Consider the following 13,262-nt stretch of genomic DNA (forward strand, 5'->3'; position numbering starts at 1 on the left):
GATAGCCTGATTATTAAGGGCGCTCTATTATTGAGCAATCACTGTGTACCATCCGGTTAGTTTTACGTGCGATTATCGAACACTATGCCCTGTCGTGAATTGACGGCTTTTTATCCAGTCGCCACCATCAAACCCGAGTCACTTGCTGCACATGCGCCACACCACATAACAATTCCAAGAAACAGGTAACTACCTCATGGTCCCTTCTCAGACTGCACGTACTACGCCTGTCCAAAGCGTTCCGCACGCGGGCCTCGGCGGCAAGCTTCGCGGTGCCATGGCGACCGGCAAGACCCGCTGGGGAATGCTCGCGCTGGTCTTTTTCGCCACTACGCTGAACTTTATCGACCGCGCCGCACTGGGCGTGATGCAACCGATTCTGGCCAAAGAGATGAGCTGGACGGCGATGGATTACGCCAACATCAACTTCTGGTTTCAGGTCGGCTACGCCATTGGCTTCGTCCTGCAAGGCCGCCTGATTGACCGCATTGGCGTCAAGCGAGTGTTCTTCTGCGCCGTGCTGCTGTGGAGCCTGGCCACCGGCGCGCACGGCCTGGCGACCTCGGCCGTCGGATTTATGATCTGCCGCTTTATTCTCGGTTTGACCGAAGCTGCCAACTACCCGGCCTGCGTAAAGACCACACGCCTGTGGTTCCCCGCTCAGGAACGCGCGGTAGCCAGCGGTATTTTCAATGCCGGGACTAACGTGGGCGCCATGTTTACCCCCATGATGCTGCCGCTGGTACTGCACGTGTGGGGCTGGCAGGCTGCGTTTCTGTGCATGTCCGCACTGGGCGGTATCTGGCTGATCTTCTGGGGCTTGAAGTACTTCAACCCTGAAGACCACCCGACTGTTTCCAAAGCAGAACTGGCCTATATCCAGCAGGAGAAAGAGCCGGAGCAAACCACCGTTTCGTTCTCCACCATCCTGAAGATGCGCGGTACGTGGGCCTTTGCCCTGTCCTACGCGATGACGGCGCCGGTGTTCTGGTTTTACTTGTATTGGTTACCGCCCTTCCTCAATCAGCAATACAACCTGGGCATCAGTGTCACCCAGATGGGCATTCCGCTGATCATCATCTACATCACCGCCGACTTCGGCAGCGTGGGCGGCGGCATCTTGTCTTCGGTTCTGATCAAACGGGGCATGGCGGCAGTCAAGGCGCGACTGGTGTCGATGGCGTTGTGCGCCGTTGCGATTATTGGTGTGGTGCTGGCCGCCGGCTCCAGCGACCTGTGGATGGCCGTGGGTGCTATCGCACTGGCGCTGGGCGCGCATCAGGCCTGGACGGCCAACGTGTGGAGCATGGTGATGGACTACACGCCTAAACATATGATGGGCACGGTGTTCGGCTTTGGCGGCATGTGCGCGGCCATCGGCGGCATGTTTATGACCCAGTTTGTCGGCTATGTGCTGACGGTCACAAACAACAACTACACCGTGTTGTTCACCATGATTCCCGCCATGTATTTTATTGCGCTGATCTGGATGTACTTCATGGCTCCGCGAAAAATCCCGCAGGTCTGATAGGCACGTTCAATCGAACCTCTTGTGAGCGTCTGGCAAAGCCCGACGCTCAACACGCCATCCTTCAATAGAGGTGCTCGATGACATTGCCCACGCCGCTTTCAGGGGTTAACCACCCCCTGAAAGGGATTCTGCTGATCGTCACAGCCACTGCGCTGTTCTCCAGCCACGACGCCCTGTCCAAATACCTCAGCGGGATCTACCCCGTGGTGATGGTGGTGTGGGCGCGTTATCTGGTGCACACCGTGTTGATGGCGGGGATTTTCCTGCCCCAGTCCGGGCTGCGCGTATTGCGCAGCTCGCGGCCGCTGCTGCAAGTGCTGCGGGCCATCTGCCTGTTGGGTTCGGGGTTGTTCTTCACCTACGGATTGCTGTTTATTCCGCTGGCGGAAAACACCGCGGTCAACTTTATCGCGCCGTTGCTGGTGGCGGCGTTGTCCGGCCCGTTGCTCGGCGAAAAGGTCTCGAAGGGGCAATGGGCGGCGGTGGGCTGCGGGTTTATCGGTGTGGTGGTGATTATTCATCCCGGCGGCAGCCTGTTTACCCCGGCGGTGTTGCTGCCGATGTCAGCCGCGTTGTGTTTCTGCTTCTACCAGATCCTCACGCGCAAACTCAGCGCCTACGACAGCCCGACCACCAGCAATTTCTTTGCAGGCCTGTTCAATGCCTTGGTGATGAGCGCGCTGGTGCCTTTCTTTTGGCAGACGCCGACGTTTATCAATGCCCTGGAAATGCTCGCGCTGGGGACGCTGGGGATGACCGCGCACTTGCTGCTCACGCAATCTTTTCGGGTGGCGGCGCCTGCGTTGCTGGCGCCATTCAGCTATTGCCAGATTGTGTTTTCCGGCATTTTGGGGGTGTTTCTTTTTGGCCACATGCCCGACCTGTCAGCCCGCATCGGCATCGCCATTATCTGCCTGAGCGGGCTGGCCGCGGCGTGGCAGCAACGCCGCGCACGGGCTTGAGTTTAAAAGTCGAAGAACACCGTCTCGCCCACACCTTGAATATAAATATCAAACCGGTAAGCCGGTTTGCCATTCACTTCGCAGCGTTGAGCGATCAGGGTTTCACGCCGTTGCGGCTGCTCAATCAGGTTGAGCACCGGGCACTTTGCGTTGGCCTCAGGCTCGTCGCTGAAGTACAGGCGCGTTTGTAAATGGATGTTGATGCCACGGGCAAACAGCGTCACGTTGATATGCGGCGCCATCGGCACACCGGCCGCATTATTGACGACGCCCGGCTTGATGGTGTTCAGCGTCCACTCTCCGGCATCGAAGGTGGTGGCGGTGCGGCCAAAACTGTTGAATGCCTTTTCCGAGTCAAACCCTTCGTCGTAGCGCCCTTCATGGTTGGCTTGCCACAGCTCCAGAAAAGAGTCGCGCACCAAATGACCATTACCGTCATAGACATTGCCCAGCAGCACAATGTGCTCACCGGGTGCGTCGGGCTTGGCCATTTCGTTCCAGATTTCCTCGGGGCGCGGCGGGTTACCGGCAGCGGACAGCGCCAGACCGATGTGCACGTAAGGGCCAGCCGTTTGCGAAGGGGTTTCCGGTAGCAGTTCGATAGGCATGGTGTGGCTCCTCAGCGGTTTTCGAAGTGAGTCTGGCGCTGGCCGCGCAGCACGATATCAAAGCGGTACGCCAGACAATCCATCGGATTGGCAGCCCCCATGTCCAGACGAGCGATCAGGCTTTGCACCGCCTCGGGGTTGGCAATCGATTTGACGATCGGGCACATCGGGATCAACGGGTCGCCTTCGAAATACAGCTGGGTTATCAGGCGGGTGGCAATCGACGGGCCACTGACTGACACGTGAATATGCGCCGGTCGCCAGTCATTGGGGCCATTGCGCCATGGGTAGGGGCCGGGCTTGACCGTACGAAAGCTGTAATAGCCCTGACTGTCAGTCAGCGTACGGCCCACACCGCCAAAATTGGGATCGAGCGGGGCCAGGTAGCGGTCATTCTTGTGTCGATAACGGCCACCGGCGTTGGCTTGCCACATCTCCACCAGAGTATTGGGAATCGGCTTGCCGTACTGATCGCAGACGCGACCCGAGAGCAGAATCCGCTCGCCTATCGGCAATCCGCCATTGTTGAAATTGAGCAGCAGGTCATTGTCGAATTGACCGAATTTCAGATGGGAAAAATCAGGCCCGCTGGTTTCGCTGACCGATTGCGGGATGCTCACCAACGCTTGACGCGGGGAGCGGGCGATGGAGGTTTTGTAATCCGGGGTCAGGGCTTTGGGATGCCAATTGCGGTCACGAATGACAAAGCGCCGGCTGTCTGCATCAGACATGTCGATCTCCTGTTGTTTTTATAGGCTGCACGGTAAGCCAGCAGTTTAAACAACAGGCGAACAGGGACTACTGAAAAGGCCCGGCGCATCCATAACCATTCAGTTATGGATAAACTCCCTTGGCATACGCCTGCCCGAGTTCACGCAGCACCTCGATGCACCCTTGCACAGCCAGCGACACGGGCACATGGGCGTTGCGGCAAATACCAATGGAACCGCCCGGCTCGCGCTGCCCCAGGTCCAGCTCGTGAAACTCGCCACTGGCCAAATCCATGCGCACCGCATCCAGCGGCGCAATCCACACGGCGTCGTTACACAGCACATAACGACGACTCAAGGTCACGGACAAGGTTTCCAGGCGCTGGCGCGACGGGTTGATACCGCATTGCACGAACAAGCTGTCGGCGTACGCGCGGATGGTGGTATTAGCCAATGGCACCACCAACGGGTAATGCTCCAGGAGGCTGCGATCCAGTGGTTGGAGGGTCAAGGGGTGCCCGGCGCGTACCACCAGCGTCATGCACTCGCTGTACAGGTGTTCAAAATTCATGCCCTGAATTTCCGGGCTGTCGGTCATTCGCCCGACCACCAGATCCACGTCCCCTACCCGCAATTGCGAGAGCAAATAAGCACTGGGCCCCGTCACCACACTGACCACCAATGAGGAGTGCTGGCGGTGCAGACGGCGCACCAGTTCAGGAATCAACACGCTCTCCACGGTCGACAGCACGCCAAGCCGGACCGTGCCGCCCGCATATTCGCCGCCCCGCAGCGCATTGACCCCTTCGCGCAATGCCTGTACCGATGGCGTCGCATAACGCAGGAAGGCTACCCCGGCCTCAGTCAAACTTATTCCGCTTTTACTGCGTACAAACAGACTGACCGTGAGTAAGGCTTCCAACTCCTTGAGGGTCTTGGACATGGCCGGCTGACTCACCGCCAACACATCCGCCGCCCGCGCCAGACTGCCTTGGCGTGCCATTTCCAGAAAGCACACCAGATGACGGTATTTGATGCGGGTATCTATATTCACAGGGATAACAACTCCGGATGCGCTCTGCGGTTCAGGCGCTATTCAACCACTTGAGCCTGAGGTCTGGAACTGTCATAAGCCCATTGGGTCTTTTTAAAGCACTCGACCCAACAAACGTCTGACGACCGGGCTGGCGCAGTCAGGTCTCAGCTACAACACTTACACACACGATTTATCAGAGGATTCCTCCATGCTGTGGAAAAAAGGCCGTCGTAGCGACAACGTTGAAGACGTGCGCGATCAAAGTACTGGCGGCGGCGGTGGAGGCATGCGCTTCGGCGGTGGCAAGGGTCTGAGTTTGATGGCGGTGGTGGTGATTGTCGGCTTCGGCCTGCTGACCGGGCAGGACCCGATGCAGATTCTCGGGCAATTAAGCGGCCAGATGACCGAACAATCTGCCCCCCAAGTGACACAGCAAGCCGGGCATGCGCCGCCAGCCAATGACGAACAAGCTGACTTTGTACGCGCCGTGCTGGGTGATACCGAAGACACGTGGGCTCAGGTTTTTCAGCAGTCTGGCCGAAACTATAAAAACCCGACCCTGGTGCTGTTTAGCGGGCAAGTCGGTTCGGCCTGCGGTTATGCCACGGCAGCCAGTGGCCCGTTCTATTGCCCGGCAGATCAGAAGGTGTACCTGGACATGAGTTTTTTCCAGGAAATGGCGCAACGTTTCAAAGCCTCGGGCGACTTCGCCCAAGCCTACGTCATCGCTCATGAAGTGGGCCATCACGTGCAAACGTTGCTGGGCATCTCCTCAAAAATGCAGATGGCCCGCCAGCAGGGTCAGCGCATGGAAGGTGACGGCGGCTTATTGGTACGTCAGGAACTGCAAGCGGACTGTTTTGCCGGGGTGTGGGCTAATCTGGCGCAAAAACGCCATAACTGGTTGGAAGCCGGTGACATTGAGTCGGCACTGAACGCGGCCAATGCCATTGGCGATGATCGCCTGCAACAACAAAGCCGTGGCCGTGTAGTGCCCGATTCATTCACCCACGGCACCTCGGCGCAGCGGGTCAAGTGGTTCAAGACCGGGTTTGCTCAAGGCAATATCAACCAATGCGACACGTTTTCGGCAAGGGCTTTGTAAAGGACAGTGCGCGTGTTCACCTTGAGTCGCTTTTGTAGTCGCTGACGAAGGCTGCGATCGAGCGCGAAGCGGTCGCAAGATGTGTCAATTCCTACGACGGCTTCGCCGCCGATCGCAGCCTTCGTTCCTCGTCAGCGACTACAGGTTCACGCGAGCTTTTGCAGTTCAAAGCAGTCTTGCACATGCCAGTCGGTCAGTTCCGGCCAAGGATTGATCGGCACGTTAACCAGTACGGTTTTGCAGCCCGCCGCACGCCCACAGTCCAGATCAAAACGGTAATCGCCCACCATCACCATTCGGGCAGGCTCCACTTGCCATGCCCGCGCCAGTTTCAGCAGGCCGTCCGGGTCGGGTTTATGCGCCGCACACTCACGCCCCAGCACATCTTCAGGCTTGAAGCAGTCGGCCAGGCCAATGGCCTGCAGGGTAATCAGCGCCAGCTCCCGCGCATTGCGCGTCAATACCCCAAGGCGATAACCCCGCGCAGCCAGATCGCGCACCAGTTCAACCGCTCCGGGCGCAGCCCTGGATGCCTTGGCCAACTCACGTTCATGCTCAAGCAACCACGCGTGTTTGGCCGCCGCATCCTCTGCTGGCAAGGCATTGAGGTAAGTCAGAATGTCTTCATCAGCCGGGATGCCAAGCGCCCGGCGAATCTCGGCAAAGTCATGCACGGCAACGGTCAGGGTGCCATCCATGTCAAACACCCAATGGCTGATGTCTTTGAGCCTCATGCCCAGTCCTTGCGATGGCGAATCAGGCCTTCCTGAGTCACTGACGCCACCAGTTGGCCCGCACGGTTATAAACGCTGCCACGGGAAAACCCGCGCGAGTTGCCCGCCCACGGGCTGTCCATCGCGTAAAGCAACCAGTCATCAGCACGCAGGTCGGCATGAAACCATAGCGCGTGGTCGAGGCTGGCCACCTGCATGTCTTGTTGCCACACGCCTTTGCCGTGGGGCAGTAACGAGGTCGTCAGCAACCCGAAGTCCGAAGCATAGGCCAGCAGGTATTTGTGGAGGGCCGGGGTGTCGGGCAATGTGCCGTCGGCACGAAACCACACATATTTGATGGGGTCACAGACCGCTGGGTTGAACGGGTCTTCGCCTATGACCGGACGAAACTCGATCGGTTTTGCGCACAGCAATTTTTCGCGCATCGGCTCCGGGATCAGGTGCGCCCGCTGGCGAATCATCTCCAGCTCGGACGGCAGGTTTTCCGGGCCAACGACATCGGGCATGGACGTCTGATGCTCAAACCCCACTTCGTCATACTGGAACGACGCGCTGCTGGTGAAAATCGGCTTGCCCTTCTGAATGGCTGTTACCCGGCGGGTGCTGAAACTGCCACCGTCGCGCACGCGATCAACCTGATAGACCACGGGCAGGCTGGCATCGCCGGGGCGTAAAAAATAGCCGTGCATTGAGTGCACGTGGCGGGCGTCTTCAACGGTCTGGCTCATAGCCGACAGCGATTGACCGAGCACCTGACCGCCGAACAACTGGCGAAAGCCCAAGTCCTGACTGCTGCCACGAAAGAGGTTTTCTTCGATCGGCTCCAGCGTCAGCAAATTGACCAGATCATCCAACACTTGGCTCATTCCGATTCTCCTCACACAAAGCAATAGCGCCGTACATCGGAGGACGGCGCTCAACAAAATTTCGACTTGCGTCGCTTTACACCGGCCTAGCCGTGCAGTGTTTCCAGCCATTGTGCCCGCGATATGCGGTACAGCACATGCGACCTTAATGGATGGCCTTCAGGCAGGCGCGGGTGTTCAAAATCACCTAGCGGATCGGGGCGCATGCCAATCGCTTGCATGACCTTTTGTGACGGCAAATTCGACTGGCTGGTAAACGAGACCACCTGATCCAGTGCCAACCGGTCAAACCCGCAGCGCAACGCCGCCCAAGCCGCTTCGCTGGCGTAGCCCAAACCCCAGTGCTCTCGCGCCAGCCGCCAGCCTATTTCAACCGCCGGGGTAAATGCAGCGGCAAAACTGACATTCGCCAGCCCGGTGAAGCCGATGAACTCACCGGAGTCCTTACGTTGCAGCGCCCAGAAACCGTAGCCATGCTCGGCAAAGTGGCCACGCATTCGGCCTATCAAGGCGGCACTTTCGAGACGACTCAAATGCGCAGGGAAATAGCGCATTACCTGAGGGTCGGCACACATCGCTGCAAATTCGGGCAAATCGGTGTCGCGCCAAGGGCGTAACAACAAACGAGGGCTTTCGAGTTCTTTGATCTGCTCCATCAGGCCTCTCCGATTGGTGACCGGGCTTTTCAACTGTTGAGCAGTGTACAGCGCTGGTAATATCCCGCGCTCGCTCAGACGTGAATTCCCTATGCCTGTACCGCTGATATACCACGATGATTACAGCCCCGAATTCCCGGCAGAGCACCGCTTTCCGATGGACAAGTTCCGTTTGTTGCGTGATCACCTGATCGACACCGGATTGACCCAGGATGCCGACCTGTTGCGCCCCGAACTCTGCCCTGTGGATATCCTCGCGCTGGCCCATGACCGCGCCTATATCGAACGCTATATGGCCGGAGAGCTGGCGCGTGAGGACCAACGTCGCCTGGGCCTGCCCTGGAGCGAAGCCCTGGCCCGTCGCACTATTCGCGCCGTGGGCGGCTCACTGTTGGCCGCCGAACAAGCCCTTGAACATGGGCTGGCCTGCCACTTGGCGGGTGGCACTCACCACGCGCATTACGATCACCCGGCCGGATTCTGCATATTCAATGATCTGGCGGTCATCAGCCGCTACCTGCTGGAAAGTGGCCGGGTCAATCGCGTGCTTATATTTGACTGCGACGTGCATCAAGGTGACGGCACAGCTCGCATCCTTGAACATACGCCCGACGCCGTTACCGTTTCCTTGCACTGTGAAAAAAATTTTCCAGCTCGCAAGGCCCAAAGTGACTGGGACATCGGCTTGCCTATGGGTATGGGCGATGCTGAATATTTACAAGTGGTCGACGAGGCGCTGAACTACCTGTTGCCGTTGTACCAACCGGATCTGGTGCTGTACGACGCGGGAGTCGATGTTCACAAAGACGACGCCTTGGGTTATTTGAAGCTGACGGATGCAGGTGTCGCCGAGCGCGATGAGCGCGTGATGCGCCACTGTCTGGGTCGCGATATTCCAGTGGTTGGCGTGATTGGCGGCGGCTACAGCAAAGACCGCAAGGCTTTGGCGCGGCGCCATGGCATCTTGCATCACAGCGCACAGAAGGTCTGGCTGTCATCAGGGTGTCACTAAGGGATGAGTTTTTACCCACAATGCCTGTGGAACTGCCTGTGGATAACCTGAGTGAAAGCCCCCGCAGGCCACGGCGTATATAGCCTCCACAGCGCTGTATGTTTTTCGTACAGCAGCACACATGTATTCCCGTAGCAGCTGCCGAAGGCTGCGTCCGGCTGCGCAGCAGTCGTATAAAACGCTAGCTTTGACTGAGCGACCGCTGCGCGCTCGAACGCAGCCTTCGGCAGCTGCTACGGGAGATCTGCGACCTGCTCAGGTAGAATGCCCCGCTTATTTCGCCGATTTGCAGCCTTGTCATGACTCAGCCCACCTCCTCTGCTTCCCGTCACGTCGCCATTATTGGCGGCGGCCCTGCCGGTTTAATGGCCGCCGAAGTGTTGAGCCAGGCAGGCGTACACGTGGACCTCTACGACGGCATGCCGTCCGTGGGCCGCAAGTTCTTGCTGGCGGGCGTGGGCGGCATGAACATCACCCACTCCGAAGCCTACCCGGCTTTCCTGTCCCGCTATGCCGAACGCGCTCCGCAAATGGCGCCGCTGCTGCGGGCGTTCGACGCTGATGCCTTGTGCCAGTGGATTCACGACTTGGGCATTGAAACCTTCGTCGGCAGCTCAGGTCGTGTCTTCCCCACCGACATGAAAGCCGCCCCGCTACTGCGCGCCTGGCTCAAACGTTTGCGCGACAGCGGTGTTGTTATCCACACCCGCCATCGCTGGTTGGGCTGGGACGCCGAGGGGCAGCTGCGCATCGACAGCCCCGAGGGTGAAAAGCGCTGCAAGCCCGATGCGGTCATTCTGGCGCTGGGTGGCGGCAGTTGGGCCAGACTGGGTTCCGATGGCGCGTGGATGCCGCTGTTGGCTGAGCGCAATGTCGAACTGGCCCCGTTGCAACCGAGCAACTGCGGCTTTGATGTGCAAGGTTGGAGTGAGGTGCTGCGCAGTAAATTTGCTGGAGCTCCGCTGAAAAATATCGCCATCGCACTGGAGCACCACACGCCGCGCTTGGGCGAGTGCGTGATCACCGCCAGCGGGATTGAAGGCAGTTTGATTTACGCTTGGTCAGCACCGATTCGAGAGGCTATCAACCAACAGGGCAGCGCCACGATCCTGATTGATCTGCTGCCGAACAAGCCTGTGGATAAAGTGGCCGCCGCATTGGCCAAGCCTCGCGGCTCACGCTCAATGAGCAAACATATGCACAGCCAGTTGGGACTTGATGGGGTGAAAGCGGCGCTGTTGCGCGAGTTGGCATCCGCTGAGAGCTTTAACGACCCGGTACAGTTGGCCAAAGCGATTAAAGCGCTACCCCTCACATTGGTGAAGGCACGGCCACTGGACGAAGCCATCAGCAGCGCTGGCGGGGTGAAATTTGAGGCGATGGATGAAAACCTGATGCTCAAGTCATTGCCGGGCGTGTTCTGCGCGGGCGAAATGCTTGATTGGGAAGCCCCCACCGGCGGCTACTTGCTCACGGGCTGTTTTGCCAGTGGCCGTGCCGCCGGGTTGGGGGTTTTAAGCTGGTTAAAGGCTTAAGGCTTGCGCTTGCGCGGGCCGGTGTTAAACACCGGTACTTTGCGCACCGGCTTGACCGATGGCTCGGACGGCGCGGCTTCACCGCTGTCCACCCATTTACCCAAATTGCGTTTGCCGCCACCGCCCGAGGTTTTCGGTTTTTTCGGCTTCTTCGGCTTTTTGATCACCTGACCGCTGGCATCGGTCTCGGGCACACGGTGCTCGGGCTCAAAGTCCTGCTGTTCATGGCGCGGCAAGGTCTGACGAGTCAGCATCTCGATGGCCGACAGCATGTTCACTTCATCGGCGCAGACAAATGAAATCGCTTCGCCCTTCTGCCCCGCACGACCGGTGCGGCCGATACGGTGAATATAGTCTTCCGCCACGATCGGCATGTCGAAGTTGATCACCAACGGCAAGTCTTCGATGTCCAGACCACGGGCTGCCACATCGGTCGCCACCAGAATCTGTACTTCGCTGGCCTTGAAACGATCCAGCGCACGTTGGCGCGTCGCTTGAGGCTTGTCGCCGTGAATGCCGTCTGCGTTGATACCCAAGGCTTGCAGCTTGCCGACCAGCTCGTCCACGCCGTTGCGAGTCTTGGCGAATACCAGGACTTGTTTCCAGTGCTGGGTGCGTAGCAAATGCAGGAATAGCTCCGGCTTGCGCTTCTTATCGACCGGAATGATCCACTGCTTGACGCTGCTGGCTGCCACATTGCGCGGGCTGACTTCGATGCTCAGCGGATTGTCGAGCATCTGCTCGGCCAACAGGCGAATCGGGTCAGAGAATGTCGCCGAGAACAGCAGGGTCTGGCGCTTTTTCGGCAGAACGCGGTAAATGTCCCGCAGTTCTTCCGTAAAGCCGAGGTCGAGCATGCGGTCAGCTTCGTCAAGAATCAGCGTTTGCAGTTGCGTGAACTTGATGGCTTTTTGACGATACAGATCGAGCAAACGCCCCGGTGTGGCCACCAGCACATCAACGCCTTTGCGCATTTTCATCATTTGCGGGTTGATGCTGACACCGCCGTACACCGCATAGGTGCTCAACGGCAGGTGTTCGGCGTACTGACGAATGCTCTCATGAACCTGTTCAGCCAGTTCACGGGTCGGCACCAGCACCAGAGCACGCACCATGTTACTGGCGACTTTCGGCCCTTCCATGGTCAGCGACTGCAGCAACGGCAGGGCAAAACCCGCGGTTTTGCCGGTGCCGGTCTGGGCCGCAGCCATCAGGTCACGGCCCGCCAGCACTGCGGGGATCGCTTGGGCCTGAACCGGTGTTGGGGTCTTGTAGCCGAGCGCCTCAAGGGCGCGCAGCAAGGGTTCGATCAGGCCAAGGGTGGCGAATGTCATGGGAATACCGTCGAAAAAGGTCAGCGCAGAGGTGCAATGGCGCGCAGTTTACCCTAATTCAGGCGGGATTCTTCTTACGCCACTGCGGCAACCCGATCAACACCACGGCGCTGATGATGACGGCCATCGCCAGACACTCTTCGACGCCAATGCTCTCGCCCGCGAAAGCGATGCCTAACATGACCGCCACTGCCGGGTTGACGTAGGCGTAGCTGGTGGCGGCGGCCGGGCGCACGTTTTTCAACAGGTACATATACGCGCTGAAGGCGATGATGGAGCCGAAGAACACCAGATACAGCAGCGCGCCCCAGCCAGCAGCGGTGGGCATTTGGGTCATGCGCTCGCCACTGAGCAGGCTGGCCGCCAGCAGCATGGCCCCTGCCGCAAGCATTTCAGCAGCGCTGGCCATCGGCCCCACGGGCAGCGGCAAGTGTCGGCTCCACACCGAGCCAAATGCCCACGCAGCGGCGGCAAAGATCACCATCGCGGCGCCTATTGGACTGGCTTGCAGGTTGGAACCGAGGTTAAGCATGCCGATGCCGATGAGTCCGAGGAGGATGCCGGCCCACTCCAGACGGGTGTTACGCGCGCCCCAGAAGTAACCAAACAGTAGCGTAAACAAAGGCACGGTGGCCACGGCCAACGCGGCGACGCCTGACGCCACGCCGGAGTGTTCGGCCAGCGTGACGCCACCATTGCCGCAGGCCAGCAGCAGAAAGCCGATCATGGCTGCCGAGCGCCATTGAATGGCTGTGGGTGAAGGCGCCCCGCGCCAGCGCATATAGCCATACATCAAGCTGCCCGCGATGAGGAACCGCACACCGGCCATCATCAATGGCGGCCAGGACTCAATGCCGATGCGAATGGCTAGATAGGTCGAGCCCCAGATAACGTATAAGGCGAAAAAAGCACCGATCAGTTGAAGCGGAAAACGGCGTGCGGCAGGCATGAAGGCAGCTCAAAGGCAGATACAGGGGACTCGGGAGTCTAGACAACGAAGGGAGAAATAATAAGTAACAGAACGCACCAAAAGTGGCCGTACACTTTTCTTTGAAAATCAAAGGCACCCTCACCCTAGCCCTCTCCCGGAGGGAGAGGGGACTAAAGGCAAAAGCCGATCTGTGCAACACCACAAATCAGCGCGCTCTCCAAGGCAGCGGGGACTAAAGGCAA

General features: G+C 58.8%; 13 protein-coding genes. 5 read left to right on the top strand and 8 right to left on the bottom strand.

The window, feature by feature from the left end; all coding sequences use genetic code 11:
• Positions 1-196 precede the first annotated feature (196 nt).
• A complete protein-coding gene (locus GHN86_RS21450) occupies positions 197-1,528 on the top strand; it encodes an MFS transporter (protein WP_153379817.1) in 1,332 nt (443 codons plus the stop codon).
• Positions 1,529-1,608: 80 nt separating this feature from the next.
• Entirely contained in the window at positions 1,609-2,493 is an 885-nt protein-coding gene (locus tag GHN86_RS21455) for a DMT family transporter (protein ID WP_153379815.1), read from the top strand.
• A gap of 2 nt (positions 2,494-2,495) precedes the next feature.
• Here GHN86_RS21455 and pcaG read toward each other — a convergent pair whose 3' ends face one another.
• The 3 genes from pcaG to pcaQ form a co-directional block, all read right to left on the bottom strand.
• A complete protein-coding gene (pcaG, locus tag GHN86_RS21460; protein ID WP_153379813.1) occupies positions 2,496-3,101 on the bottom strand; it encodes a protocatechuate 3,4-dioxygenase subunit alpha in 606 nt (201 codons plus the stop codon).
• 11 nt (positions 3,102-3,112) lie between these two features.
• The gene (gene pcaH / locus GHN86_RS21465) at positions 3,113-3,832 is read right to left on the bottom strand and encodes a protocatechuate 3,4-dioxygenase subunit beta (RefSeq protein ID WP_153379811.1); all 720 of its coding nucleotides are present in this window, start codon (positions 3,830-3,832) and stop codon (positions 3,113-3,115) included.
• Positions 3,833-3,935: 103 nt separating this feature from the next.
• Positions 3,936-4,865 (bottom strand): pca operon transcription factor PcaQ, encoded by a 930-nt coding sequence (gene pcaQ / locus GHN86_RS21470; RefSeq protein ID WP_323369395.1) that lies wholly within the window; start codon positions 4,863-4,865, stop codon positions 3,936-3,938.
• A 190-nt stretch (positions 4,866-5,055) separates the two neighbouring features.
• Between pcaQ and GHN86_RS21475 the strand changes: the two genes are divergently transcribed.
• On the top strand, positions 5,056-5,952 hold the full coding sequence (locus GHN86_RS21475) for a neutral zinc metallopeptidase (RefSeq protein WP_153379809.1): 897 nt from the start codon (positions 5,056-5,058) through the stop codon (positions 5,950-5,952).
• A gap of 146 nt (positions 5,953-6,098) precedes the next feature.
• On the opposite strand, the gene GHN86_RS21480 is transcribed toward GHN86_RS21475, so the two are convergent.
• The 3 genes from GHN86_RS21480 to GHN86_RS21490 all read right to left on the bottom strand — a co-directional run bounded on the left by GHN86_RS21480 (position 6,099) and on the right by GHN86_RS21490 (position 8,208).
• A complete protein-coding gene (locus tag GHN86_RS21480; RefSeq protein WP_153379808.1) occupies positions 6,099-6,686 on the bottom strand; it encodes an HAD family hydrolase in 588 nt (195 codons plus the stop codon).
• Entirely contained in the window at positions 6,683-7,552 is an 870-nt protein-coding gene (tesB, locus tag GHN86_RS21485) for an acyl-CoA thioesterase II (RefSeq protein WP_153379806.1), read from the bottom strand. The genes GHN86_RS21480 and tesB overlap by 4 nt, the downstream gene beginning before the upstream one ends.
• 86 nt (positions 7,553-7,638) lie before the next feature.
• Positions 7,639-8,208 carry a GNAT family N-acetyltransferase gene (locus GHN86_RS21490; protein WP_153379804.1) on the bottom strand — a complete coding sequence of 190 codons (570 nt, stop codon included), beginning with the start codon at positions 8,206-8,208 and terminating at the stop codon, positions 7,639-7,641.
• Positions 8,209-8,299: 91 nt separating this feature from the next.
• Between GHN86_RS21490 and GHN86_RS21495 the strand changes: the two genes are divergently transcribed.
• Entirely contained in the window at positions 8,300-9,220 is a 921-nt protein-coding gene (locus GHN86_RS21495; protein WP_153379802.1) for a histone deacetylase, read from the top strand.
• A gap of 299 nt (positions 9,221-9,519) precedes the next feature.
• Positions 9,520-10,755, top strand: a complete 1,236-nt coding sequence (locus GHN86_RS21500) for a TIGR03862 family flavoprotein (RefSeq protein WP_153379800.1) — start codon at positions 9,520-9,522, stop codon at positions 10,753-10,755.
• Here the strand turns inward: GHN86_RS21500 and GHN86_RS21505 are convergent.
• Together GHN86_RS21505 and yedA are read right to left on the bottom strand one after the other, a co-directional pair.
• Positions 10,752-12,089, bottom strand: coding sequence for a DEAD/DEAH box helicase (locus GHN86_RS21505; protein ID WP_153379798.1), 1,338 nt, complete (start codon positions 12,087-12,089; stop codon positions 10,752-10,754). The genes GHN86_RS21500 and GHN86_RS21505 overlap by 4 nt on opposite strands.
• 58 nt (positions 12,090-12,147) lie before the next feature.
• On the bottom strand, positions 12,148-13,038 hold the full coding sequence (gene yedA / locus GHN86_RS21510) for a drug/metabolite exporter YedA (protein WP_153379796.1): 891 nt from the start codon (positions 13,036-13,038) through the stop codon (positions 12,148-12,150).
• Positions 13,039-13,262: the final 224 nt, after the last annotated feature.

It is taken from the genome of Pseudomonas helleri (assembly GCF_009600315.1).
Classification (GTDB): Bacteria; Pseudomonadota; Gammaproteobacteria; order Pseudomonadales; family Pseudomonadaceae; genus Aquipseudomonas; species Aquipseudomonas helleri_A.

Bases quoted from the DNA above. Each gene is read 5' to 3' on its own strand.
- GHN86_RS21475 (WP_153379809.1), top strand. From the start codon at position 5,056: ATGCTGTGGAAAAAAGGCCGTCGTAGCGACAACGTTGAAGACGTGCGC.
- pcaH (WP_153379811.1), bottom strand. From the start codon at position 3,832: ATGTCTGATGCAGACAGCCGGCGCTTTGTCATTCGTGACCGCAATTGG.
- GHN86_RS21490 (WP_153379804.1), bottom strand. From the start codon at position 8,208: ATGGAGCAGATCAAAGAACTCGAAAGCCCTCGTTTGTTGTTACGCCCT.
- GHN86_RS21505 (WP_153379798.1), bottom strand. From the start codon at position 12,089: ATGACATTCGCCACCCTTGGCCTGATCGAACCCTTGCTGCGCGCCCTT.
- GHN86_RS21450 (WP_153379817.1), top strand. From the start codon at position 197: ATGGTCCCTTCTCAGACTGCACGTACTACGCCTGTCCAAAGCGTTCCG.
- tesB (WP_153379806.1), bottom strand. From the start codon at position 7,552: ATGAGCCAAGTGTTGGATGATCTGGTCAATTTGCTGACGCTGGAGCCG.
- GHN86_RS21480 (WP_153379808.1), bottom strand. From the start codon at position 6,686: ATGAGGCTCAAAGACATCAGCCATTGGGTGTTTGACATGGATGGCACC.
- GHN86_RS21500 (WP_153379800.1), top strand. From the start codon at position 9,520: ATGACTCAGCCCACCTCCTCTGCTTCCCGTCACGTCGCCATTATTGGC.
- GHN86_RS21495 (WP_153379802.1), top strand. From the start codon at position 8,300: ATGCCTGTACCGCTGATATACCACGATGATTACAGCCCCGAATTCCCG.
- yedA (WP_153379796.1), bottom strand. From the start codon at position 13,038: ATGCCTGCCGCACGCCGTTTTCCGCTTCAACTGATCGGTGCTTTTTTC.
- GHN86_RS21455 (WP_153379815.1), top strand. From the start codon at position 1,609: ATGACATTGCCCACGCCGCTTTCAGGGGTTAACCACCCCCTGAAAGGG.
- pcaG (WP_153379813.1), bottom strand. From the start codon at position 3,101: ATGCCTATCGAACTGCTACCGGAAACCCCTTCGCAAACGGCTGGCCCT.